Here is a 22372-nt window from a genome sequence, read left to right as displayed (position 1 = left end):
GATAAATAATGTTTAAAGATGACGCACTACCAAAAGTTATTGAAGGTTTCCACCACTGGTAAATCTTTACATAACATTACCCAAAAAATTGAAGACGCAGTCGCCGAATCAAGAGTTGAGACAGGGCTGTGCGTTCTGTTTTTGCGCCATACTTCAGCCAGTTTGCTGATTCAAGAAAATGCCGATCCAGATGTACTTAAGGATTTAGCAAACTTTATGGCAAAAATCGTGCCAGAATCAGCCCACTACATCCATGATGCTGAAGGTCCTGATGATATGCCAGCACATATTCGCACAGCTTTGACCCACACATCAGAAATTATTCCTATAAATCGAGGTCACTTAGTATTGGGAACTTGGCAAGGAATTTATATCTGGGAACATAGGCAAAGAAGCCACACTAGAGAATTGGTTGTTCACATTTCTGGTTCGTGAAGATAATTTTTTAGCGGAACTTTCGGGCGGTTTGAATCATATGAAGCAAAATCGGGAAATAACTCATCCTTTTCAACTTCTTGATGAAATTATCGCCCAGCATACAGCTAGTCCTTTGTCACTCAATCCGCAAAAGACCTTTGCTACCAGCTTTGTAGAACTGGGGAACTCCATTGCTGAAAAAACTTGTGACATTCCACTGATAAATTCTCTAAGCGATACATTGGAGCGTATGCTCGATGCCATGTTGCACAACTTTCCAGAAAATATTTTCTGGGATTTTGATTTCATTGTCAGCAGTATGCTCAGACAGGCTTTGGTAGCACAAACCAGTGCTGTGTCTTTTTTAGAATCTTTTGGCGATAAGATAGTGTCACTGATGGAGCTGTTTGGCAGCCAATCCGAAATTCGCTTTCGCTACGTCCACGACTTTATATTTGGGTTTGATTGGGCAAAATGGGTACAAGAAGAACCCCAGACTCGCGCTGTCATTGAACCTTTCAGTCTGACTTTTTTAGATTGTTTAATCTCAAAAGGTACAAAAATTATACAACTTATTCGTGTTGGGGATGCCCGATATCATCAACTTCGTGAACAATGTTATCGCAATCCCTTCTGCTTTTCCCGAGAACCAGAGGATGAGCAACGCCTGCTGACGTATCTTGCAGCACAACAACTTATTCCCGTCGCAGCATGGAATTGGAATGCTCAACCTGTTTGGGACAAACCTTTCCACCAACTTCGCGAACAGTTATCATTAAAGCTGAATATTCCTAAAAATAGTTAAGATAGTTCAGAGTCAATAGTCTGTAGTCCAATGCTAATGACTGATGACTGATGACTAAAGAATAATGAAAATTGCTGATTTCATAACCTGGTTTGAAAAATGGGCGAATCCAGCTTGGCAAGAAAGCTGGGATAATTGCGGCTGGCAAATTGAGCCTGGAGTATTGCAGGAAGATGCGCGGGTATTGGTTTGTCTGACACCAACTTTGGCGGTGATGCAAGAAGCAATTTCCTTGCGCAATGCTGGTATTGCTGTTAATCTGATTTTCGCTCACCATCCTTTGATTTTTAGTCCACCCAAGTCTTTGCGTACTGGCGACGCTATAGGTGAAATGGCGCGGTTAGCGTTTACCCACAATATTGGTATTTACAGCGCTCACACGAATTTTGACCAAGTTGCGGATGGGACTGCTGACGTTTTGGCTCAAATTTTAGAACTCAAGGAACTTTCTCCTGTCGTACCCACTCAACCAGGGTTAGGATATGGACGCGTTGGAAATTTAAAGCCATCTTTAAGTTTAAAAGAGTTACTCGCAACAATTCAAACTCGACTCGCTCCTTCTCATCTCGTTTCCTCCCCAGTGGTAAATTTAGAACAGGCGATTTCTCGAGTTGCTGTTTTGGGTGGTTCAGGAGCTAGTTTTATCTCGGCGGTAGTGAAAACAGGTGCTCAAGCTTATTTGACTTCTGACTGTAAGTTTCATCAGTTTCAGGAAAGCCGCGAGCGCAATCTGATTCTCATTGATGCTGGACATTACGCTACAGAACGCCCAGCGTGCGATCGCCTCGTGCAAAAGTTTCAGGATTTAAACTTAGACTGGGTACAGTTAAGCCAAAAGGATGAGGATTTCCGGTCGTTTTTTCAAAAATGACCCATAAACTTTAAAGTAGAAAATTTACAAATTATCTTTCTTTTTTAAAAACTCTTTAAGAAAAAAACCCCTTTTTAACCTATCCTTAATAAAAGATTATTATACGCTCTGCATTAAACCTATAGCTGGCTATACAGGTGTGTTAACCATTTTGGTCAACTTGGGCGGTGTTACTTAAGCACAGAATGATGCTAAGAAATATAAATTTTTCTGATTGCATAAAATCCTTATTAACCTCTAAAGAAAAATATAAGGGTTCAAATCAGAAATAGCTTATTTCATACTTCCATTCTGGAACACCACTTGGACTAGTGTAGTTAGGCTTTACTCCTTTATTCCCCAAAGGAGTGGATCGCGGCAAGCTACAAGATCTTAGCAAAATTTGAAGATTGAAATTTTCGGTTTGTTTGTATCTACCTACTAAATTTTGCTTTTCAATCAACTTGTTCAATGTCAAGACTAGCCAGTAAGTTTTCACCAGGGAGAATTTGCCAGATTTGGAACAATCAAAATTATTAGTGAACGAAAGGAAGTCAATTGTATGCCACAAAAAACAGCCAATATTTTTCCTGGACAACCCCGGGTATTACTGGTATCAATGCGTAATTTGAAATTACATGTTTCTCGCTCCGCACCTTATGAGTTTGAGGATGTCATTTGTGGTTGTGATACAGTTGATTTAATAACACCAACCTTCGATTCTAATCTTTTTAAAGTAACGAATAAGATAGCAAATCAAGCAGCAAAAATACTAAAAAATGGCGAGTTAGTTTCATCATTAGTTAATTATAAATTTCAGGTAGATAAAGAATATGATTTGTTTTTCTTTTTCTGCCAGTCAATTCAAGACATTCTGGTTCTCAATTCTATCAAAGGCTGGCGTGATAAGTGCCGCTATGCCGTTTGTTGGCTAGATGAAATTTGGCTTAAAGATATTGATAACTGTCAAGTTCAACTACGGCTTTTAAAAAAATTCGATAATATTTTCATGAACTTTAGTTCTAGTGTGGCTCAGGTTGCTGATATTGTCGAGCGTCCCTGCCACTCTATCGCCTATGGAGTTGATGCAGTCAATTTCTGTCCTTATCCACGTGATCTTTCCCGCTGTATTGATGTCTTAAGTGTTGGACGCCGTTCACTAGTTACTCACGAAGCTTTACTAAAACATGCTGAACAGGAAAATCTCTTTTATATCTACGATACTATCAAAGATTTATACATGGCAGACTACAGATACCATCGCAGTCTCTATACGAATTTTGTCAAGAGAAGCAATTATATGATAGTCAATAAAGCAAAATTTGATTTAATCGGTCAAAAAAATCCTCAAGAGGAAGTAGGTCCACGCTTTTTTGAAGGTGCAGCTGGAGGAACAATAATGCTAGGTGTTCCTCCCAAATGCGAGGCTTTTACCAACAACTTTGACTGGTCAGATGCTGTCATTGAAATTCCTTTCGATTCCCCAGATATATCTAATATCATTGCTGATTTAAATGCACAACCTGAACGTTTAGCAAAAATACGTCACGACAACATTATTAACTCGCTTTTACGGCATGACTGGGTTTATCGCTGGGAAACAATTTTGGCAAGAGTAGGGCTTGATATCACACCAAAAATGTTAGAACGAAAAGCTTATCTCAACAAGTTAACTGAAATGGTAACACCAGAAAACTGCCACCAAAAACCCCAACTCGCTTTGGTGGATTAAGATACTGAAAATCAGTTGCTGAGGACGTATCTTGAAGAAAAAGGCACCTTGGCGCAGCTAGGAATAACATATGCACTTACGCCCCTGATTGGTGATCCGCAGGACAAGAAAGAAGACCACTAAATTTTCAATGCCTGGTGTGGTGTTTCCCCGTTACTCGCCACCCAGTCCTACAGAACGATGGTTCTGAGTTCTTTGTTGTTAATTTATCTCAAAAAAAATTAAGAGTCAGGACTGGTGCAATTTTGTGAATTGCGATTCAGGCAAAGGTACTGTGGGGCTTTCTCAATATGTTCGCGCCACAGTCTAATTTTTTTTGTGGGTTTCGGTACAATATTAATTTCCTGTATAAATTATATAATTTTTTTTGAAAACCACTGGATTTTGAAAAATCTTGTGTACCTTCATATCTATAAAAAGCAATGATAGTAAAGGAAAGACATCAAATAGATAAGGTACACCTATGCAAAGAATAGAAACTATAATAGAAATAAACCAAATTTGCAATAAAATTTCCCAAATGCAACACCAAAAGCTGACACGCTCAAAAGCGTTAGGCTCATACAGTGTTGCTCAGGCTAACAAACGTGTAAAATCAAGCTAAAAATTAAGCTAAAAACCTTGAGGTGTTGTTGTTTAAAACCATGAAGGTTACAAGAGAATAAGCTAAGATCAAGTACATAGGGGTAAAAGTAAAGCAGAGTCCCCAGACTTCCCAGCAATGCCAATGACTACAAGTAGTCAACTAAAACAACCGCAAGTAACGCCTGTTTTGGAGTATCATTTATTACAACATGGTTGGAAGAACTCACCAGCAACTCTTAACTTGGTCAGGACAAATCCGGAATTATGTGGCTTCTATCAAGTCAACATTTTTTGAATGACCTTGACAGAGATTGAGTTCAACTGGTGCAGTAACCGGGAACTTTATGACCCAAAAAGCCCATATAACTGAAAACGACAAACAAGTCTTTGGCTTGGGTCAAGATGGATACCTTGACTTAGTTCGCTTAACGAACTTTGAAAAGATGTCCTCTACTTGGGGCACAGCCCAGATGTTGACAGATTTAACTAACTATAAAAAGGCAGAAGCAGTAGATGCTACACCGCAAGATTTATCAATTGTGTTGCGATGGGCGGGAGGTATGCGTGTTCTTGCGGGACCAGCAACGCTGGATTGAACGCGCCCGCATCCTCGATATAGAGGGAGATTTAGTCACCCTACGTTATGAAACAGAAGAAGAAGATGAAGTTTGTTCTTGGGAGGAAATGGTTCGCCTTGAAAGCATTGGCGCTGTAACGCAAAAATTAGCTTCAGTGCCACGGGGTAACGTAGAACCTCTGTTAACTGAAGAGTGTCCGGATGCTGAACGCATTCGCAATCGTTTCACTGATTCAAATCCAGACTAATCAAGAATGAAAAGTGAAGAATGAACTTTCTTCGTTCTTCGCTTCTTCATTCTTTTATATTTTCTTAAGACTCAGCACTTTTCTCGCCGTTACGTTCAAAGGCAGGGCAGTAACCTTCAAGAGTTACCTTGAAGTTATACAGTGGGGAGGCGGGATTCCAACACCGCTGTCCTCTTTGATGTCGGCAGGTACCGCAGCAATCAACGTCTGACCAAATGAAGCGATCGCTATTTTGGTTAATCAGTTCTCTTTGTGACAGCGCCCGCAATACCAATTCTTCTCCTTGCCACCGGGCTTCAATTAAACCTGTGTCGGCAAAGTGTCGCCAACGAGGATCGGCAGTAATCGCATCGGGTAAGGTAATCGTGACTACAGTTCCTAATTCTGTAAGTTCGCCTTCATAATTGGTTTCCGGAGCAGCCGGTTGTATAAATGTTTCACCAATCGGCAGTTCCACCAATGTGCCAGCTGCTGGAGAATGGAGATGGTAGCGGTTTTGCAACTCTTCTAAGCTTGTCAGGTCTGCCAAATAAGCAGGAGAACCGTGGACGAAGATGACGTGCTGCGGTCGCAAATTATGAATGAGCTGGGTGGTTCCAGGACCATCGCTATGTTGGGCGAGGAGATACGTTTCGACAGGACAAACGCGTGAGTATTCGTCGTTAATTTTTATATTGGTTTTCTCTGGTAAAAGCGTGAGCCAAGAACCAGTATTAGGTTGGCAGTATTGTCGTAAGTCAGCTGTAAAATCAGTGAGAATAATACAAGACTTGCCAACCTCAGGGCGCTGATGTGGTTCGATGCGACGCACGCGCGGACGTATCCGTTCATCCCAAAATAACGGTTGATGGCGGGCAAAGTTTTGTACTGAGGACGGGAGATTGGGTAGCAATTCTAGGTAAGCGTCGCATCCAATGGCAACAGTACGATCAACCCAAATATCTAAATCCCTTCCGGTGAAATGGTGATGGCTGCGTAAAAGCATCAGCAGTTCTTGACCGAGTCCCAAAGTGGGTGTGGGGAGGATCACAGAGGAACCGTCAGCGATCGCTCGGTTAATTCTTTCGGCAAGTTGATTTTCTTGAGTCCGGCGGTGGGGATGGCGGGAAGTTCCATAACTCCCTTCAATAATCAGCACATCCAATTCTGTTCCCCGCAATTCTTCCAACCGCAAACCTTCTACCAACCGCGAGTTTGATAAAAAAAAGTCGCCTGTGTACAGTAGCCTGTAAGACCGCTCTGGGGTAGTATATGTCAGGAGAATTGCCACAGCTCCAGGAAGATGACCGGCGGGAAATAATTCTGCCACCAAACCATCTTTGAATTCTATTGGCGATCGCAATGGCAGCGCTTGACAAAATGGCGCGACTTGTTCACCATGTTGATCAAGCCAATTTAGAGGCAGCAATTTGCTGGTCACTTCGCTACCATATATTGGTAACAGTGGAAATGCCTTGTGCAGTGCTAGCAATCCTTTAGCATGGTCTGGATGGGCGTGGCTCACCAAGACTAAATCTGCTGGTAAGGGCGAACTTCCTCGACGTGCGGGTTTTTTCAACCCCTTAACTAAAGGCGAAGTATCCGCCAAACCACAATCAAGTAGAATGCGGTGTGGTCCCATCCGCACCAACAAACAAACGCCCTCATCGTCGTGGTGAACCCCAAAGGGCAAACATTCTAACCCAGTCGCCGCGTCCCCCATGTCAACCCCAGAGGATACCGACAGGCGATCGCTCATGCTCCCCTCCCCTCTAACTTTATCTCTATGGACATTTGTCCAATGCCAATTCCATAGCGGAGGACGCTTGCGGATGCAAGCGTCCTCCTAACAAAAGCAGGTGTCTGTAAATGGCACAACCCGTGAATAGTTTTTCCTTCCACACAGTGTCCACCGCCAGTTCAGTTATCGATCTCCACACCATTGCAATGCTGATCTTCGTTTGGTTAACATGGTCATACCAAACTTGTGTAATAGAAACAACTGAGTGATGAAGATTCTTCAAACTAGGGACTGTGGGCGGGTTTTCCAACTCAGGCAATTGGCGTACCTGAAGCGGGACTGATTGCTTTTGTAATTTTAATGGGCAGATCCATTACCATGATAGTTGTCTGAATCGTAATATCCATTTTTCGTGCCAAAGAACAAGCACGAAACTGTGAAGACAATTGTTAATCCAGCTAAAATCAGCTTTACATCCATAAGTTTTTTGCCCTTTACGAAAGACTTTCTGATTTTAATAGACTAATTTCGATGTCTGGAGAAATCACCAGAAATTTTTTACTATGCTTATGCTGATTCTGCAATAAGTAATCTTACTATAATAAATCGTATTTTAAAACTTTTTGCCGAAGCTGTCTATGGTCTTAAGAGGGATTACGACAATTCAAAATTTAAATTTCCTGTAGGTGTCGGGAAATTTTCTCCTGGATTCTATACCCTTGTGGTGTAAACAAGCCAATTCCAACTCATCTATGTCTCGTGAGCGCGTAAATCACTGGTAAATTTCTCTGCGGTGTCCTATCTTATCGATAGTGATAATCCTTTCTTCACTGTTGAAATCATAATGAAATCATAAATGACTCGATAATCACCGACTCTTAACTTATAAAAACCTGATAAATCACTTGTCAAAGGCTGAGGGGTAATTTGATCCAAATTTTCAGCTAACCAGATAATTTTACTGATGATACGCTTGCGGACAACTAAAGTAAGTCTTTCTAGGCTAACAAGAGCCTCTGGCTCGTACTCAACCAAGTAACTCATCACGAATGAGTTATGCCGAGTTTCTTATAAACTTCCAAGAGCAGCAATACCGCGAACACCTGCTTGTCTTCGCTTTTTGGATTCCAGTAGTTGCTGCTTGACTTCTTCTCTAACTTCTTCACCTTCATCAGGAGCAGAGAAAAACTCTTCTAAAACTTCTTCCAAAGTTTCCCGAATCAACACTTTCAGTTCATTAACTGTCATATCTTTGACTTGCATTTCTACCCTCTAGTGTTTGTGGTTGCTAATAATGTGAGTTTAGCTTGTTTTGCCGAGATGAATTGCCATCTAAAGCCTAACACCTGGCTGTTCTTCAACCCAGCCGACAAAATTTCTTTATCACGGAAGCGTCTTTACATTCAAAAGGCTGGCGTCTCGCCAGCCCGACAACCATCAAATCATTGTTAAAATCTGTAACTCAAAACTTGAATTGCACCATTATCTGGTAATTTACCAGAGCTAACAGTGATTGTGTCACTCGTGCTACGCCGTACTGTCATTCCATTCATTACCGTCAGGAAGTCATCCAATGGCGAAATATCGCAATTAGCAGTGTCAGCAGCTTGTGTACGGTAATGGGTAGGAATAATCATCTTGGGATTGAGGGTTTGAATTGCCTGTTTAGCTTCCTGAGGATTATAAGCTTTTGGACCGCCTCCCACAGGGACTAACGCCACATCAGGACGCCCCATCAGAATTTTTTGCTCAATCGAAATGGGTGCGGCTGCTCCTCCTAAATGAAGGATGCTAACTCCCCCTTGCTTCCAAAGCCAAGCGGTATTTATACCAAACTGCTTACCACCTTTGCGGTCATGGTTTATGGCAATTCCCTGGAACTTAATGCCATTAAACTCGTAAGCTCCAGGTTCGTAAATAAGCTTGGGATTTCCTGCAAGGTCTTCTACAGCACCTTCATCCAGCAGTTGGCTGCTAATCAGCACTAAATCAGCCGCAACTTTTGGCGCACGATAACCAGCGGTACAGCCAACTGTCCGAAAGGGATTTGTGAGAATTTTGACCCCGCCACCAGTAAACAGAAAGCTAGTATGACCCAACCACTGAATTGATAATGAACCGCCAGATTGGGCATTCGCTTGAGGGTCGGAACCCAAGCTAGTAACCAACGTTGTTACTAATCCCGCCCCTGCATAACCCAATAACTGTCGTCGTTTCATGGATTCATCTCTCGAGACTGCAATTGTTCCAAAAAGTTTCGCAATAGCTGCTTCCCTGAAGCCGTCAGGACACTCTCTGGGTGAAATTGGACGCCCTGAATGTGAGGATAGTTCCGGTGTCGCACTCCCATAATTGTGCCATCCTCAAGCGATGCAGTTATTTCCAGCACATCTGGACAAGTATCGCCCTCAATCACTAAACTATGATACCTGGTTGCGGTCATCGGATTTTCTAAGTTACTGAAGACTCCTACGCCTTTGTGATATATCGGTGAAGTTTTGCCGTGCATCAACTCTGGTGCAGAAATGATTTTACCGCCAAACACTTGACCGATACTTTGATGCCCCAAGCAAACGCCTAAAATTGGCACGCTTGGTCCAAGGCGAGAAATCACATCTAGGGAAATTCCCGCATCTTCTGGGCGACCAGGTCCTGGAGAAATCACGACTCCATCTGGCTGTAGCGCACGAATTTCATCTATGGTGATTTTGTCGTTACGAAAAACCTTAATATCAGTTGCTACTGGGAACTCAGCCGCCAGTTCTCCCAGATACTGGACTAAGTTATAGGTAAAGCTGTCGTAATTATCGATTATTATAAGCAAAGTTGATTTCTCCTGGTTTTTACTAATCAGATCAGATAATTGTGATTGACTGTCACCAGAAGATTTTAATCGTTGTTTAACTCACCTTGATACAGACACGATCACTCGTATCCACTAAATTTAAAAAATCGTTATAAAGTTAAGTACACCCTGTCTGAAGCTGCCCAAATAGCATCTCCAGCATTCAGCACTCAAGAATGCACAGCCGACAAAACTAAAGCGAACAGGGGAGGAAGTAAGAGTGTAGCAGCGACTAGCACCGCGACCATTGCCGAGACAAGCACAGCACCAGCAGCACAGTCTTTGGCAATTTTTGCTAATTCATGGTAGGTCTGCTTAACTGTGAGATCGACAATTGACTCGATCGCTGTATTCAGTAACTCCAACGCCAAAACTAAACCGCTCGTTATTCCAATAACCGATATTTCCACAGGCTTAAGATGTAAAAAAACGCTCAAGCCAATAGCTAAAGCGCCGACAACAACGTGAATACGAAAATTGCGTTGAGTTAGAAAAGCGTAGCTAATTCCACACCAGGCATACTTAAAACTCACAAATAAATTAGAGGCTATTTGCCACGACAGCGGACGTTGCTTAGCAACAACTGTTTCTAAGGAGTTTGGCGCTGGTGGAGATGAAACTTTTGCTGGGGACGAAACTTGTTGAGACATAGGCATAAAAATCAAACACCAAAGTGCGTGAGGAGGAGATTTTAGCGGATGTTAATAAATAAATAAATGAACTTACCAGGTTTTTTTACCAGAAGGTTAGATATTAAATACAGAATAACACTTAAAAGGTAGTCAGCAATCACTATTCATAGTCAATGTCAATACCTATTGTCTTCAGTAATATTACTTGCTGTTTTAGCATTTGGCTCAAACTTTCTTCATCTGGATGATCCCAACCTAAAAGATGCAATAACCCATGAGCCGCCAACCAAGCTAGCTCTGTTGGCAAAGGGTGTTCCTGCTGTTGAGCTTGCTGCTGTGCTGTTTCGATTGAAATAACAATATCACCGAGATACAACGGTTCATCGGCGTCCATTTCTGGTAGCTGAGGCAATACCTCTAATGCCGCAAACGATAAAACGTCTGTGGGTTTATTCTGGTGACGATACTCGGCGTTAAGCGTTTGCATTTCAGCATCATCTGTTAAACGTAGTCCAACTTCATATTTTGGCGCTGGCGGTATACTCGCTTGTAATATTTCTAACCAGCACTCAAACCAGTTTTTCCAAGTTTCAGTTGCAATTTGAGTATCCGTGTTAGGAGAGCCTACAGCTTCCGGTTGGGATAACTCATGATAACAATCCTGTACATACAGTTCAACTTGCACTTGTCTACAAAGTCTCCTAAGCTTACGTATGATGTCGTTAGCGAGTCAGGTAAGCAAGACCTACAAGCACTGCTAAAAGCCCTACAGTCGTCAGTACAAAATGCTTCACGGAGGTACCGCCCTTTTGCACCATGTTTCGCATTGCGAGTTTCACGTAGCTAGGTCGAGGTTCGGTAGAAGGAGAATCGCTCATAATATTTTTGTAACAAAGTCTTCTAATAATGTAACAGTTCTTATAACATCAAGTTGCCATTCTGCCGGCTTTAGGGAAGGATGAGGGGGATAAGAACGATGAGGAGGATGTTGCTCCCTCATCTCCCTCATCTCCCTCATCTCCCTCATTCAAGGTTACGCAGAAGCCTCTACCAGCTGGTTTTCTTGGCGGAGATAAGCTTGGATGAACATATCAATTTCGCCGTTCATCACATCCGCGATCGCAGTTGTTTCCGCAGCAGTTCGCAAATCCTTCACCATTTGGTAAGGATGAAAAACGTAGTTGCGGATTTGGTTTCCCCAAGAAGCTTCTACCATATCACCACGAATTTCCGCGATTTCTTTAGCGTGTTGCTCTTGAGCAATCACTAGCAGTTTTGCCTTCAAGCGGGCGAGAGCCTTTTCTTTGTTTTGTAATTGGCTGCGTTCTTCTGTACAACGCACGGCAATTCCAGTGGGAAGGTGAACAACTCGCACTGCGGTTTCTACTTTGTTGACGTTCTGTCCGCCCTTACCACCAGACCGAGTTGTGGTCACTTCCAAATCCTTCTCAGGAATTTCCAATTGGATGGTGTTATCTATCTGGGGCATCACTTCCACGCCAGCAAAGCTGGTTTGCCGCTTCCCGTTGGCATTGAAAGGTGAAATCCGCACTAGGCGATGTGTACCTGTTTCTGAACGCAGGTAGCCGTAGGCATAGCGCCCAGTAATTTCTATAGTGACAGATTTAATTCCCGCTTCATCTCCTTCGGAAAGCTCATTTAACTGAACTTTATAGCCGTGGTTTTCTCCCCAACGGGTGTACATCCGCAGCAACATTTCCGCCCAGTCTTGAGCATCAGTCCCACCAGCACCTGCGTTGATTGTGAGTACAGCGCCTTTTTCATCATAGGGACCAGAAAGCAACTGGAGTAACTCCCATTGGTCAAGTTCCTGGTTGAGCTTAGCGACAGTAGACTCGGCTTCTTGCAGTAGCCCTTCATCTGTTTCTAACTCCAACAGTTCTAATACTGCCTTAGTGTCTTCCAAAGAAGCTTTCCACTGGTGATACTGTTGCAGGTGTGCTTTCAGGTCGTTGAGTTCTTGCAGTATTTCCTGTGCTTTCGTTTGGTCATCCCACAACTCTGGTTGGGCTGCTATTTGTTCCAGGTCTTGAATTTTGGCGCTAAGTGCAGGGATGTCAAAGATAGTCCTGGGTTTTACCCAGGCGATGAGACAACGTTTCGACTTCGCGTTTGAGTTCTAAAACTTCCATAACACTTAATTGATAATGAGGGCTTTCGATGATATGCGATCGCTTCTTGTCTTTTTAATTTTACCTATACTTTACCAAATACATACTTGTACGGTTTTTTATTTGTAATACTTTTTACATTATTTTTATTGATTCTTTACAGGGGTTTCTTAAAAGAACGCACTACCCATACCATTTCTCTATCTCTATAAAGTTGAGCTTTATTCGACACCCCTGTAGCCCCCCAAACTCGCGGGGGGTAATTATTAAGCGCAATGTTATAGAGAATTGGTACAGAACTGAGAATTTACAATTCCCTCATAGTTCCTAGTAACAGAGTCAAGCGACCATACCCGGATTAACCTGTGCAAAAGCGTGGGAGATTGGTTTTTGTAAAATCTTTAATAATTTGTATTAGGGATTGCAATACATACATTGAGATGGATCTGCGTTTTGCAATCCATCTGGGAAAAAGACTTCTTCAGAAAATCCGCATTTTTGACATTTATAGATTGCTGTCAGAGTTAGCTCTGTTGGTAAGTTACAATAGGCACACAGTAAGCCCTTTTTCCTTTGAACTAATTCAAAACCTGGACAGGAACAGTTGGGACAGCAATTATTTAGTTTTCTGACTAAGTCGTGGGTAGCTTTTGCGATATTTTTCATCCGAGTCGGGTTATATAGAGCACGCATATCTGTTTCTATATAAACTTTGCCATCTTCGGAACTCTTTAAAGCAAATTCAACTGCTTCCACGAGTTGTTCTGTTGTCTTAATACCTTTGATAATTTCATCTTGACTTTTTGGTGAAGAACTCAGCATGACGACTAGGGCGTGTTCAGGAAAGCCAATTGTATCTGCAAAATCTTGTGCTTCTTGAAGACTTCCCACAATTTTCTGACTAAAGTTTGTTTCTATAGACAACTCTTGACCGACAATTTCTAGTTCATTCGTTTTATCTAATAAAAGGACGACTTCCCGATTACAAGGTATAAACGGGCTAATAGGGTGAGGACCAAATGTACCTTCACTAGCTAATGCCAAAGTCTCACCCGTGACTTCCAGGGCTTTTTCTGCTTTTAGCCTTGCTGCTTCGATTTGGTTTCCTGTCCTTTTAACTTCTCTTGTAAATGTACCAAAACGGTCTGTATCAAAATCTTGCGGTACTATGACTTTTATTCCTAGCTCTTGTTCAATAATTGGAGCAATGACTTTCTCTTTGTGATGCATAGTTGCTAGTACTGCTACTCGATTAACAAATAGCGGATGTTGTTTCATATCTCTCTGCATTTCCGTATTTGAGTTCAACATACAGCACTTGATAGCAGCTTTGGCAGCCCTCTACAAGTCACCTATGTTCATACGCAAAATCTAATAGTTGCTATAAATGCAGTTCTATGAACAACTTATCTATGAAAAGAATTGGATATGAAGCAATACACTTTCATGAAGGATAGCTGAAGGCAAAGAAACCCAGTTTTGCACAAGTTACGAGGTTTCTAGGCTAATGCTTATCTGAACTGTAAGTAAGTCGCGACGATAAAACCAATGTATGTTTAGTTTTGTAAAAACTGTAAAATGACTTATTTTTACGGTATTCGTTAAATTTACATTTCGTTACATAGAGAAAAATTTTTAACGCCGATTTACTTATGGGCACTATGAAGAGTATCATCAATCATATTCAATAGTTATTATCAACTTGTCTTGATGAATAAGTTTTATTAAATGATGGTAAGCGAATGAATAAGTATTTGCTTATAGTAGCTATATAATATTTTTTTAACAATCGCGTTGAAAATTTAACAATTTCTTTTGAAAAGGTGATAAATTTATCTACAACAGATGAGTTGAGTCACCCACAAGCTTCTAACTGATGTAATTGAGGGTGTCATAGTTTTCACATTACATATACATAACCCCTTTTGATAGCAAGGAACACAATTGTTCTGTTGCCCTCATTGACATAACTAAAAACAATTGCAATTAGCAACAAAAGAGTTTATGGCTGAATTTTCTAATCAATTTTCTCGACGCAAATTTCTGTTAACAGCTGGAGCTTCTGCTGTAGGATCTGTATTCCTTAAGGGGTGTTTAGGAAACCCCCCAGATACCGCGAACACAATTCAAGCACAACAAGTTGCTGCTATCAATATCAATCCAGCAGATAGACCGGAAACAACCACGGTCAAGCTAGGATATATCCCCATTGTTGAAGCTGCTCCCTTGATTATTGCCAAAGAAAAAGGCTTCTTTGCAAAGTACGGCATGACCAATGTTGATATATCCAAGCAAGCCAACTGGGGTTCAGCAAGAGACAACATAGAAATTGGGGCTGCTGGAGGTGGAATTGATGGCGGTCAATGGCAGATGCCTATGCCTTATCTGATTTCTGAAGGGCGCATCACCAAAGGCAACCGAAAAATTCCTATGTATGTCTTGGCTCAGCTGAATACCCAAGGCAATGGAATTGCGATCGCAAGTAACCACCAAGGCAAGGGTATCGGTGTACAAATTGCTGGCAAGGAAACGTTTTTTGCTCAACTAAAATCAGCAAACGCTACATTCAAAGCTGCCCAAACGTTCCCAGGAGTCAATCAGGATTTTTGGATTCGCTACTGGTTAGCTGCATCGGGTGTTAATCCAGACAGTGATATTCAACTGCTGACAGTCCCAGCAGCTCAGACAGTTGCAAATATGAAGACGGGGTCGATGGATGCTTTTAGTACGGGTGACCCCTGGCCCTACCGGATTGTTAAAGATAAGATTGGCTTCATGGCGGCACTAACCGCAGAAATCTGGAAAAACCATCCAGAAGAATACTTGGCAATGAGGGCAGATTGGGTTGACAAAAATCCAAAAGCAACCAAAGCAATATTGAAAGGTCTTATGGAAGCGCAGCAATGGTGCGACAATTTTGACAACAGAAAAGAACTCGCTCAAATCCTTGCAAGGCGGAATTACTTCAACGTGCCTGAGGCAGTTCTCAATGACCCATTTATGGGTAAGTACGAGATGGGAGATGGTCGCACCATTAACGATAGAAAAATGGCATCTCTGTACTGGAAAGATGAAAAAGGTAGCGTCTCGTATCCCTACAAGAGCCATGACCTTTGGTTTTTAACAGAAAGCGTGCGCTGGGGCTTCTTACCTGAAGATACCTTAACAAATGCCAAAGCGCTTATAGATAAAGTTAACCGCGAGGATTTGTGGAGAGAAGCCGCTAAAGAAATAGGCGTTGCTGCTGCTGATATTCCCACCAGTACATCTCGTGGTGTTGAAGAATTTTTTGATGGCATCAAGTTTGACCCAGAAAATCCAAAAGCTTACTTGCAGAGCCTCAAGATTAAAAAAGTCAAAGTTTAGTAAAAGTTTAGGCGCAATAAATATTTGAGGAGAACACTAACAATGGTAACGCTGCAAAGACGCTCTTCTGGAAATACCTCTCAGAATGTTTGGTTATCTCGTCTGCAAAAGCAATATCCCGATCTGTTGCCTCCGCTGGCAGCGCTCGCCATCTTTCTAGTTGTTTGGCAGTTGTTTTCTTGGACTCCTGGAGCAACACTACCAGGACCTATCCAAGTGGTGCAAGAAACCTGGATACTGATTTTGTATCCCTTTTATGACCGAGGCGGGATAGACAAAGGTTTATTTTGGCAGATTCTTGCAAGCTTACAACGGGTAGCGATTGGTTACTCATTGGCGGCAATTCTCGGAATTACCTTGGGCATTGTGATTGGTACGAATAAAGTCATGTACAAGGCTTTAGATCCGATGATCCAATTATTCCGTACTGTACCGCCTCTGGCTTGGGTGCCAATTGCTCTTGCTGCTTTGCGACAAAACGAACCATCTGCCTTGTTCGTCATTTTTATCACGGCAATTTGGCCCATTTTGATAAATACAGCAGTGGGCGTAAAGCAAATTCCCCAAGATTACAACAACGTAGCCAAAGTTCTGCAACTTTCTCGTCGGGATTATTTCTTCAATATCCTCATACCCTCTGCTCTACCCTACATTTTTACAGGGTTAAGGATTGCGATTGGATTGGCTTGGTTAGCAATTATTGCCGCAGAAATTATCATGTCCGGCATTGTGGGAATTGGCTTCTTTATCTGGGATGCCTATCAGAATAACAAAGTCAGTGAAATTATTTTGGCTCTTGTCTACATCGGTGTCGTTGGCTTGCTACTTGACAAAGCGATGCTTTGGGTACAGTCCAGAATTTTGCCAGAAGAACAGAAATAGTCATTAGTCCTTTGTCATTAGTCATTAGTAAATGGCAAAGGGCAAATAACAAATAACAAATAACAAATAACAAAGGACAAAGGACAAATGAGCGTTTTTGTTGCCGTTGACCAAATTGATAAAGTTTTTTCCTTAACCGATGGTGGTAAATATATTGCCCTTAAAGGAATAGACCTCCAAATTAAAAAAGGAGAATTTGTTTCTCTCATTGGTCACTCAGGTTGTGGTAAATCTACCTTATTAAATATGATTGCCGGTCTGGATTTGCCAACTGAGGGTGTCGTGACTCTAGAAGGAAAAAAAATCACTAAACCTGGTCCAGACAGGATGGTGGTGTTCCAAAATTATTCTCTGTTGCCTTGGCGGACAGTACGAGAAAATATTGCCCTTGCCGTAGACTCAGTTATGAATGAACTGCCTGCGGGTGAACGCAAGGCAATTGTAGAACGGCATATCGATATGGTGGGGTTGCGTCCTCATGCTGATAAGCAGCCAGGAATGTTATCAGGTGGACAAAAACAGCGAGTGGCGATCGCTCGTGCCTTAGCAATTCGTCCGAAATTACTTTTGCTGGATGAACCGTTTGGAGCGTTAGATGCACTGACGCGAGGCAACCTGCAAGAACAGTTAATGCAAATTTGTCAGGAAAACGAAGTCACTGCGGTCATGGTGACGCACGATGTCGATGAAGCAGTGCTGTTGTCCGACCGGATTGTCATGCTGACAAATGGGCCAGAATCCAAGATTGGAGACATTTTGGAAGTGGATATTCCTCGTCCTCGCAAGCGCATGGAAGTGGTAGAACATCCCAGCTACTACAGTTTGCGGAGTGAGATGATTTACTTCCTGAATCAACAAAAACGAATTAAGAAACTTAGGGCAAGGAAAACAGCCGTTATCGCCCGTCACGGTTTAGAAAAAGTTAACCTCGAAATTGGTTTCCTCCCTCTCACTGCTTGCGCTCCTCTAGCTGTAGCTAAAGAGAAAGGCTTCTTTACCAAGTATGGTCTAGATGAAGTGAGCTTAGTGCGTGAATCTAGCTGGCGCGGAATTACCGATGGCATTACTGGCGGATATTTAGATGCTGCTCAAATGCCTGGTGGAATGCCAGTTTGGTTGACTGTGGGAGGACATGACGGTCGCCCTGTGCCAGTTGTGAGCTCCCTGACTCTCACCCGCAATGGTAATGCCATTACCCTAGATAAACGTTTTTATGACCAAGGGGTATATACTCTAGCAGACTTCAAACAACTGCTGCATCAGTCTGCAAATCAACGCCATACTCTGGGAATGGTTCATCCTTCCTCGATGCACAACATACTACTGCGTTACTGGTTAGCAGCCGGTGGTATTGACCCTGACCGCGATGTTTCCCTCAAAACTATTCCTCCGGCTCAAATGGTCGCTGACTTGCAAGCAGGAAGTATTGACGGTTACTGTGTGGGCGAACCTTGGAACTTGCGGGCAGCGACAGAAGGTATTGGCTTTACCATTGCTACAGATTTAGAAATTTTGGAAGGACATCCAGGCAAAGTTTTAGGAGTCCGTGAAGATTGGGCAGCAGCATATCCCAACACCCATATAGCCCTCGTCAAAGCCTTATTGGAAGCTTGTCAATTCTGCGCTGATGAGAAAAACTCTCAAGAAGTGCGTGAAATTTTATCTCGGCGGGAGTATGTCAGTACCAATGAGGAATACATCCAACTTGGCGATCCAAACTCCTATGCTTGTAGCCTAGAACAACCAATGCGACAGTATGCCCATCATCTGTTTTTCGGAGATGGCGTTAATCGTCCCAGCCGCACGGAACATTTGTGGATGATGACCCAAATGGCACGTTGGGGCGATATCCCCTTCCCCCGGAACTGGTTAGAAATCCTCGAACGGGTTTGTCGAGTCAATGTGTTCAGTACGGCAGCACGAGAACTAGGTCTGCTTGATATTAAGTATCATCGCGGTCCGATCCAGTTGTTCGATGGCTCTGAGTTTAATGCTGATGACCCCATCGCCTATCTCAATAGTTTGGATATTAAACGCAATGTTTCAGTGGCAGAAGTTGTGATTAACTCACGTTCTCCAGTCGCTGCCTAAGAATTTTAGATTTTGGATTGGGAATACTGGTGTAAGTAGGTCGGTACAAATAAAGTTAACGAGTTTCGGCAGTCATTAGTCATTGGTCATTAGTCATTAGTAAGGGTTAGCGGCGTTTTTACATTTCTTAACGAAGTTCTGTTTATTTCCACCTATCTACTTACCTAATGCAGAAATTCCAACAAGTAACCCCATCATCCAAAATCTGAAAAGTATCGATCAACGAATAATTAACAGACCCACTGTTTCAAGCATTACCACTTCTTAAGCCAAAATCAAAAATCCAAAATAAATATGCACAACCGGACTTTGACTTACAGCGAACCATCAAGAGAGTCTACAACACGTAGCCGTTCCAATCCTTTCTTGCTAATTGAAGAAGTTTCTAAGATCTATCCTACGCCAAAAGGTCCTTTTACAGTACTACAAGGCGTTAACCTCACAGTGAATGAAGGCGAGTTTATCTGCGTCATAGGTCACTCGGGTTGTGGCAAATCAACACTGCTGAACATGGTTGCAGGATTTACCAAGCCAACCCATGGAAATGTATTGCTCGGCTCCAAACCCATCACCCAACCAGGTCCAGACCGGATGATGGTTTTCCAGAACTACGCTTTGTTGCCTTGGCTGACTACTTTTGAAAACATTTACTTGGCTCTTAATGCCGTCTTCCCAAATAAAACAAAGGCAGAGAAGTCAGCCATTGCACGCGAACATCTAGCACTGGTGGGACTAACAGAGGCAGCCGACAAAAAGCCGACACAAATATCTGGGGGGATGAAACAACGGGTTGCTATTGCAAGAGCTTTGGCGATTCGTCCACAAGTTTTGATCTTAGATGAACCTTTTGGAGCGTTAGATGCGATTACCAAAGAAGAATTACAGGAAGAATTATTGAAAATTTGGAACGAACGGCGATGCACAGTGTTGATGATTACTCACGACATTGATGAAGCACTATTCCTAGCAGACCGTTTGATAATGATGACTAATGGACCTGCTGCTAAAATCGGTGAAATCTTAAACATTCCTTTCTCTCGTCCCCGCGATCGCGCTCGGATTATGGAAGACCCAGAATACTACAAACTGCGGAACCACGCCCTTGATTTCCTCTTCCACCGCTTTGCTCACGACGAATAGAGGTCTTCAAATTTAGCACTTCTAATGTTAAGCGAAACAGATTGAAGCGAAATATCTCTCAAGAGAGATGTTTCGCTTCACAATGACTCTTGAGCCTCTAGTCTCGTGTCAGGAGTTGTACTGTAATGCGCCAGATAAGTCCAGCAACAATCAACGCTAAACCCACCAGCCAAATTTGCTGTTCTACCCAAAAGGCTAGAAACGCACAGGAAGCCAAGCCCGCCCAACCTATCCATTTAGGATAAAGTCGTTCCTCGGGTGACAATTGCAGTGCTGCAAAGTTCGTAATTGCGTAATAAATTAAAACGTTAAAGGCACTGAACGACCATGTGGTTTTCACGTCTCCAATCAGAACCAAGCCTGCGATCGCAACTCCTACAACCAGCACTGCCAAAACGGGTGTGCTTCCTGACTGATTCAATCTGGCAAACAACCGTGGTAAATCCCGGCGTCTTCCCATTGCCAGTACAACACGGGACAATCCCAAAATCAAGTTCAGTAGCACGCCTAGCATTGCAGTCATCGCCCCGATCGCTACAACCAAACCAGCAGCAGGACCAGCAACATTACGAATCGCTACTTCAAGAGGTGCAGCTTGCGCTTGTTGAGTCACGTTGCCCAACACACCTGCTCCCACTGCCCCAATGCCAACTGCTGCCACTGTAATGTAAAGCAGCATTGTCAGCAGCAGACAGACAATCATCGCTCTAGGAATGGTTTTTCGCGGTTCTTTTGCTTCCTCGCCCATTGTGGCGATCCGACCATAACCCGTGTAAGCCACAAACATTAGGGCTGTAGCATGGAGTACTGATGCGGCATTTCCTGAGAAGAAGGGTGTTAGATTTTCAGCACCGACGGTGACAGCACGCGGCAAACAGACAATGACAAATAAACCCAAAGACAGCAATGTCACCGATACGATGATAATATTGACGAGGTTAGAGCGCCGAATTCCACTTAGGACAATTGCCGTAAAAACGATGACAGCTAAAAGAGCCGTGGGAACGAGCAAGCCACGCCCCATTAAATTGGTTGTGGTCAATAAGTAACTGGCAAAACCTAAGGCAGCAGTGGCAGCAGAAGCTGTTTTAGCTAAAAGAAACATCCAGCCAGCAGTAAAACCAAACCAAGGATTTAAATATTTGTACCCATATTCATATGTTCCACCACTCACGGCATGATTAGCAGCCAGTTGGGCGCTGTTCAGACCGTTGCAGGTAGCGACAAAAGCGGCAAGTGCTACTGCAACAATCACCGCAGGTCCAGCAATTCCAGCCGCAATACCTATGCTCACAAACACGCCAGTGCCAATAATTGACCCTAGCCCCATCATGGTTGCACCCACAACCCCCAACTCTCGTTGCAGTTGGGGTGTTATCGTTTTACCTGACACAAGAAACCTCCTCGTGAGCTTGAGTTTCTTACCACTTGTTTGGACGGGCTAATATTATCGTACATCGATATCGACTTTCTATATATAAAATCGCATAAGTTCTGTATAATATGTTCAAACTAAACCATTATTCCTAGCAAGTTACCGGAGTATTTATGGAGAACGCTAAAAAGGTCAGCGATGAACTCTATACAGCTGGGCAACCAACATCTGGAGATTTGCAACAAGCAGTTCAGGAGGGATTTAAATCTGTCGTTAATTTACGTTCTCCTGATGAAGCGGACTTCCTTTCTGATGAGCAACAACAGGCTGAAGCGGCGGGACTCAATTATGTCAACGTCCCACTGAATCCCAAGAAGGCTGATGATAAATTGACAGCTAAGGTTCTGAAGGAGATTTCGGGCTTACCAACGCCAATTCTGTTACATTGTGGTGCGGGGGCAAGAGCTGATGCACTGGCTTTGATTGCTCTTGCCACCAACGAAGGATTAAGCCGCGAGCAGATTTTGAAAAAAGCAGAGGAACTAGGAATTAACATCAATCAGCCGCACCTCAAGCAGTTTTTGGAAACTCAATGATCTGAGAATAATTCTCCAAACAACTCTCTGACCTTCTGTTTAGCATCTTCTAGAGCCTCTTTTCCCAAAGGCGTTGCTCGGTAAATTCGGCGCGAGTGCTTTCCTGAACGCTCCTCAGTTGAGTGTAGGTATCCCTTGCGTTCCAAGTCATGAAGCATGGGATAGAGAGTTCCTGGGCTAAGCTTATAGCCATGACGAGCTAACTCCTCAATGATGCCCAGACCGAATATCGGTTGGTGAACTGCATGATGAAGAATGTGAAGTCGAATTAGACCTGAGTAGAGTTCTTTGTGGTCCATTAAACTGAATTTTGAATTCTCGTCCCTTGAACGCACCCCATCCAAATCTTGCGATTATGGATGGGGATTCTTATGCTAGG

The 22372-nt window shown here is 42.9% G+C and carries 25 protein-coding genes; 11 read left to right on the top strand and 14 right to left on the bottom strand.

Annotated elements, in window-relative coordinates; genetic code table 11:
- Window positions 1-18 precede the first annotated feature (18 nt).
- The 6 genes from ACM0OZ_RS39275 to ACM0OZ_RS39250 all read left to right on the top strand — a co-directional run bounded on the left by ACM0OZ_RS39275 (window position 19) and on the right by ACM0OZ_RS39250 (window position 5214).
- A complete protein-coding gene (locus tag ACM0OZ_RS39275; protein ID WP_414588270.1) occupies window positions 19-435 on the top strand; it encodes a secondary thiamine-phosphate synthase enzyme YjbQ in 417 nt (138 codons plus the stop codon).
- Between the two features lie 40 nt (window positions 436-475).
- A complete protein-coding gene (locus tag ACM0OZ_RS39270) occupies window positions 476-1222 on the top strand; it encodes a hypothetical protein (protein WP_414588269.1) in 747 nt (248 codons plus the stop codon).
- 64 nt (window positions 1223-1286) lie between these two features.
- Complete coding sequence (locus tag ACM0OZ_RS39265; protein WP_414588268.1) at window positions 1287-2093, top strand: Nif3-like dinuclear metal center hexameric protein; 807 nt, start codon at window positions 1287-1289, stop codon at window positions 2091-2093.
- Between the two features lie 541 nt (window positions 2094-2634).
- On the top strand, window positions 2635-3804 hold the full coding sequence (locus ACM0OZ_RS39260; protein WP_414588267.1) for a glycosyltransferase: 1170 nt from the start codon (window positions 2635-2637) through the stop codon (window positions 3802-3804).
- 929 nt (window positions 3805-4733) lie between these two features.
- Window positions 4734-4985 carry a hypothetical protein gene (locus ACM0OZ_RS39255; RefSeq protein ID WP_414588266.1) on the top strand — a complete coding sequence of 84 codons (252 nt, stop codon included), beginning with the start codon at window positions 4734-4736 and terminating at the stop codon, window positions 4983-4985.
- A complete protein-coding gene (locus ACM0OZ_RS39250; RefSeq protein WP_414588265.1) occupies window positions 4903-5214 on the top strand; it encodes a DUF6679 family protein in 312 nt (103 codons plus the stop codon). Before ACM0OZ_RS39255 ends, ACM0OZ_RS39250 begins: the two co-directional genes overlap by 83 nt.
- Before the next feature lie 64 nt (window positions 5215-5278).
- Here the strand turns inward: ACM0OZ_RS39250 and ACM0OZ_RS39245 are convergent, their stop codons facing one another.
- From ACM0OZ_RS39245 to ACM0OZ_RS39190, 12 genes are all read right to left on the bottom strand, one after another.
- Window positions 5279-6952 carry an MBL fold metallo-hydrolase gene (locus tag ACM0OZ_RS39245; protein WP_414588264.1) on the bottom strand — a complete coding sequence of 558 codons (1674 nt, stop codon included), beginning with the start codon at window positions 6950-6952 and terminating at the stop codon, window positions 5279-5281.
- A 25-nt stretch (window positions 6953-6977) separates the two neighbouring features.
- Complete coding sequence (locus tag ACM0OZ_RS39240) at window positions 6978-7253, bottom strand: hypothetical protein (protein WP_414588263.1); 276 nt, start codon at window positions 7251-7253, stop codon at window positions 6978-6980.
- Window positions 7254-7291: 38 nt separating this feature from the next.
- On the bottom strand, window positions 7292-7414 hold the full coding sequence (locus tag ACM0OZ_RS39235; RefSeq protein WP_041041927.1) for a membrane protein: 123 nt from the start codon (window positions 7412-7414) through the stop codon (window positions 7292-7294).
- A gap of 318 nt (window positions 7415-7732) precedes the next feature.
- Window positions 7733-7978, bottom strand: coding sequence for a type II toxin-antitoxin system RelE family toxin (locus tag ACM0OZ_RS39230; protein ID WP_414588262.1), 246 nt, complete (start codon window positions 7976-7978; stop codon window positions 7733-7735).
- A gap of 24 nt (window positions 7979-8002) precedes the next feature.
- The gene (locus ACM0OZ_RS39225; protein WP_414588261.1) at window positions 8003-8197 is read right to left on the bottom strand and encodes a hypothetical protein; all 195 of its coding nucleotides are present in this window, start codon (window positions 8195-8197) and stop codon (window positions 8003-8005) included.
- 185 nt (window positions 8198-8382) lie between these two features.
- Window positions 8383-9153: an MBL fold metallo-hydrolase gene (locus ACM0OZ_RS39220; protein WP_414588260.1), complete on the bottom strand. Its 771-nt coding sequence runs from the start codon at window positions 9151-9153 to the stop codon at window positions 8383-8385.
- Window positions 9150-9758 (bottom strand): anthranilate synthase component II, encoded by a 609-nt coding sequence (locus ACM0OZ_RS39215; protein ID WP_414588259.1) that lies wholly within the window; start codon window positions 9756-9758, stop codon window positions 9150-9152. The genes ACM0OZ_RS39220 and ACM0OZ_RS39215 overlap by 4 nt, the downstream gene beginning before the upstream one ends.
- A 191-nt stretch (window positions 9759-9949) precedes the next feature.
- A complete protein-coding gene (locus ACM0OZ_RS39210) occupies window positions 9950-10429 on the bottom strand; it encodes a diacylglycerol kinase (protein WP_414588281.1) in 480 nt (159 codons plus the stop codon).
- Window positions 10430-10571: 142 nt separating this feature from the next.
- Complete coding sequence (gene ybeY / locus ACM0OZ_RS39205) at window positions 10572-11096, bottom strand: rRNA maturation RNase YbeY (protein WP_414588258.1); 525 nt, start codon at window positions 11094-11096, stop codon at window positions 10572-10574.
- Window positions 11097-11133: 37 nt separating this feature from the next.
- Window positions 11134-11289 carry a DUF3285 domain-containing protein gene (locus tag ACM0OZ_RS39200; RefSeq protein WP_071838507.1) on the bottom strand — a complete coding sequence of 52 codons (156 nt, stop codon included), beginning with the start codon at window positions 11287-11289 and terminating at the stop codon, window positions 11134-11136.
- A gap of 155 nt (window positions 11290-11444) precedes the next feature.
- A protein-coding gene (gene prfB / locus ACM0OZ_RS39195) for a peptide chain release factor 2 (RefSeq protein ID WP_414588257.1) occupies window positions 11445-12564 on the bottom strand; the annotation gives its coding sequence in 2 pieces (ribosomal slippage) (window positions 11445-12491 and window positions 12493-12564; 1119 coding nt in all).
- 393 nt (window positions 12565-12957) lie between these two features.
- On the bottom strand, window positions 12958-13821 hold the full coding sequence (locus tag ACM0OZ_RS39190) for a DUF6671 family protein (protein WP_414588256.1): 864 nt from the start codon (window positions 13819-13821) through the stop codon (window positions 12958-12960).
- A 726-nt stretch (window positions 13822-14547) separates the two neighbouring features.
- Between ACM0OZ_RS39190 and ACM0OZ_RS39185 the strand changes: the two genes are divergently transcribed.
- The 4 genes from ACM0OZ_RS39185 (at window position 14548) to ACM0OZ_RS39170 (ending at window position 20022) form a co-directional block, all read left to right on the top strand.
- Complete coding sequence (locus ACM0OZ_RS39185; protein WP_414588279.1) at window positions 14548-15909, top strand: CmpA/NrtA family ABC transporter substrate-binding protein; 1362 nt, start codon at window positions 14548-14550, stop codon at window positions 15907-15909.
- A 42-nt stretch (window positions 15910-15951) separates the two neighbouring features.
- Window positions 15952-16791: a nitrate ABC transporter permease gene (gene ntrB / locus ACM0OZ_RS39180; protein ID WP_414588255.1), complete on the top strand. Its 840-nt coding sequence runs from the start codon at window positions 15952-15954 to the stop codon at window positions 16789-16791.
- Between the two features lie 87 nt (window positions 16792-16878).
- The gene (locus tag ACM0OZ_RS39175) at window positions 16879-18882 is read left to right on the top strand and encodes a nitrate ABC transporter ATP-binding protein (protein ID WP_414588254.1); all 2004 of its coding nucleotides are present in this window, start codon (window positions 16879-16881) and stop codon (window positions 18880-18882) included.
- A gap of 294 nt (window positions 18883-19176) precedes the next feature.
- Window positions 19177-20022: a nitrate ABC transporter ATP-binding protein gene (locus ACM0OZ_RS39170; RefSeq protein ID WP_414588253.1), complete on the top strand. Its 846-nt coding sequence runs from the start codon at window positions 19177-19179 to the stop codon at window positions 20020-20022.
- A gap of 97 nt (window positions 20023-20119) precedes the next feature.
- Here ACM0OZ_RS39170 and ACM0OZ_RS39165 read toward each other — a convergent pair whose 3' ends face one another.
- A complete protein-coding gene (locus ACM0OZ_RS39165; RefSeq protein ID WP_414588252.1) occupies window positions 20120-21415 on the bottom strand; it encodes an APC family permease in 1296 nt (431 codons plus the stop codon).
- A gap of 155 nt (window positions 21416-21570) precedes the next feature.
- On the opposite strand from ACM0OZ_RS39165, the gene ACM0OZ_RS39160 reads away from it, so the two are divergent.
- Window positions 21571-21993, top strand: a complete 423-nt coding sequence (locus ACM0OZ_RS39160; RefSeq protein WP_414588251.1) for a beta-lactamase hydrolase domain-containing protein — start codon at window positions 21571-21573, stop codon at window positions 21991-21993.
- Here ACM0OZ_RS39160 and ACM0OZ_RS39155 read toward each other — a convergent pair.
- Complete coding sequence (locus tag ACM0OZ_RS39155; RefSeq protein ID WP_414588250.1) at window positions 21987-22292, bottom strand: PadR family transcriptional regulator; 306 nt, start codon at window positions 22290-22292, stop codon at window positions 21987-21989. The two genes, ACM0OZ_RS39160 and ACM0OZ_RS39155, sit on opposite strands and share 7 nt — an antisense overlap.
- Between the last annotated feature and the right edge of the window lie 80 nt (window positions 22293-22372).

The organism is Scytonema sp. PCC 10023, from assembly GCF_963920835.1.
GTDB lineage: Bacteria > Cyanobacteriota > Cyanobacteriia > Cyanobacteriales > Nostocaceae > Kalymmatonema.
Note: the sequence above shows the minus strand (reverse complement) of the source record. Positions and strands in the feature narration are given on the sequence as shown.

Excerpts from the sequence above, each read along its gene's own strand:
- ACM0OZ_RS39230 (WP_414588262.1), bottom strand. The coding sequence starts at position 7,978 with ATGAGTTACTTGGTTGAGTACGAGCCAGAGGCTCTTGTTAGCCTAGAA.
- ACM0OZ_RS39270 (WP_414588269.1), top strand. The coding sequence starts at position 476 with ATGAAGCAAAATCGGGAAATAACTCATCCTTTTCAACTTCTTGATGAA.
- ACM0OZ_RS39245 (WP_414588264.1), bottom strand. The coding sequence starts at position 6,952 with ATGAGCGATCGCCTGTCGGTATCCTCTGGGGTTGACATGGGGGACGCG.
- ACM0OZ_RS39210 (WP_414588281.1), bottom strand. The coding sequence starts at position 10,429 with ATGTCTCAACAAGTTTCGTCCCCAGCAAAAGTTTCATCTCCACCAGCG.
- ACM0OZ_RS39275 (WP_414588270.1), top strand. The coding sequence starts at position 19 with ATGACGCACTACCAAAAGTTATTGAAGGTTTCCACCACTGGTAAATCT.
- ACM0OZ_RS39170 (WP_414588253.1), top strand. The coding sequence starts at position 19,177 with ATGCACAACCGGACTTTGACTTACAGCGAACCATCAAGAGAGTCTACA.
- ntrB (WP_414588255.1), top strand. The coding sequence starts at position 15,952 with ATGGTAACGCTGCAAAGACGCTCTTCTGGAAATACCTCTCAGAATGTT.
- ACM0OZ_RS39225 (WP_414588261.1), bottom strand. The coding sequence starts at position 8,197 with ATGCAAGTCAAAGATATGACAGTTAATGAACTGAAAGTGTTGATTCGG.
- ACM0OZ_RS39265 (WP_414588268.1), top strand. The coding sequence starts at position 1,287 with ATGAAAATTGCTGATTTCATAACCTGGTTTGAAAAATGGGCGAATCCA.
- ACM0OZ_RS39200 (WP_071838507.1), bottom strand. The coding sequence starts at position 11,289 with ATGAGCGATTCTCCTTCTACCGAACCTCGACCTAGCTACGTGAAACTC.
- ACM0OZ_RS39190 (WP_414588256.1), bottom strand. The coding sequence starts at position 13,821 with ATGAAACAACATCCGCTATTTGTTAATCGAGTAGCAGTACTAGCAACT.
- ACM0OZ_RS39220 (WP_414588260.1), bottom strand. The coding sequence starts at position 9,153 with ATGAAACGACGACAGTTATTGGGTTATGCAGGGGCGGGATTAGTAACA.
- ACM0OZ_RS39160 (WP_414588251.1), top strand. The coding sequence starts at position 21,571 with ATGGAGAACGCTAAAAAGGTCAGCGATGAACTCTATACAGCTGGGCAA.
- ACM0OZ_RS39260 (WP_414588267.1), top strand. The coding sequence starts at position 2,635 with ATGCCACAAAAAACAGCCAATATTTTTCCTGGACAACCCCGGGTATTA.
- ACM0OZ_RS39185 (WP_414588279.1), top strand. The coding sequence starts at position 14,548 with ATGGCTGAATTTTCTAATCAATTTTCTCGACGCAAATTTCTGTTAACA.
- ACM0OZ_RS39235 (WP_041041927.1), bottom strand. The coding sequence starts at position 7,414 with ATGGATGTAAAGCTGATTTTAGCTGGATTAACAATTGTCTTCACAGTT.
- ACM0OZ_RS39175 (WP_414588254.1), top strand. The coding sequence starts at position 16,879 with ATGAGCGTTTTTGTTGCCGTTGACCAAATTGATAAAGTTTTTTCCTTA.
- ACM0OZ_RS39250 (WP_414588265.1), top strand. The coding sequence starts at position 4,903 with ATGCTACACCGCAAGATTTATCAATTGTGTTGCGATGGGCGGGAGGTA.
- ACM0OZ_RS39155 (WP_414588250.1), bottom strand. The coding sequence starts at position 22,292 with ATGGACCACAAAGAACTCTACTCAGGTCTAATTCGACTTCACATTCTT.
- ACM0OZ_RS39255 (WP_414588266.1), top strand. The coding sequence starts at position 4,734 with ATGACCCAAAAAGCCCATATAACTGAAAACGACAAACAAGTCTTTGGC.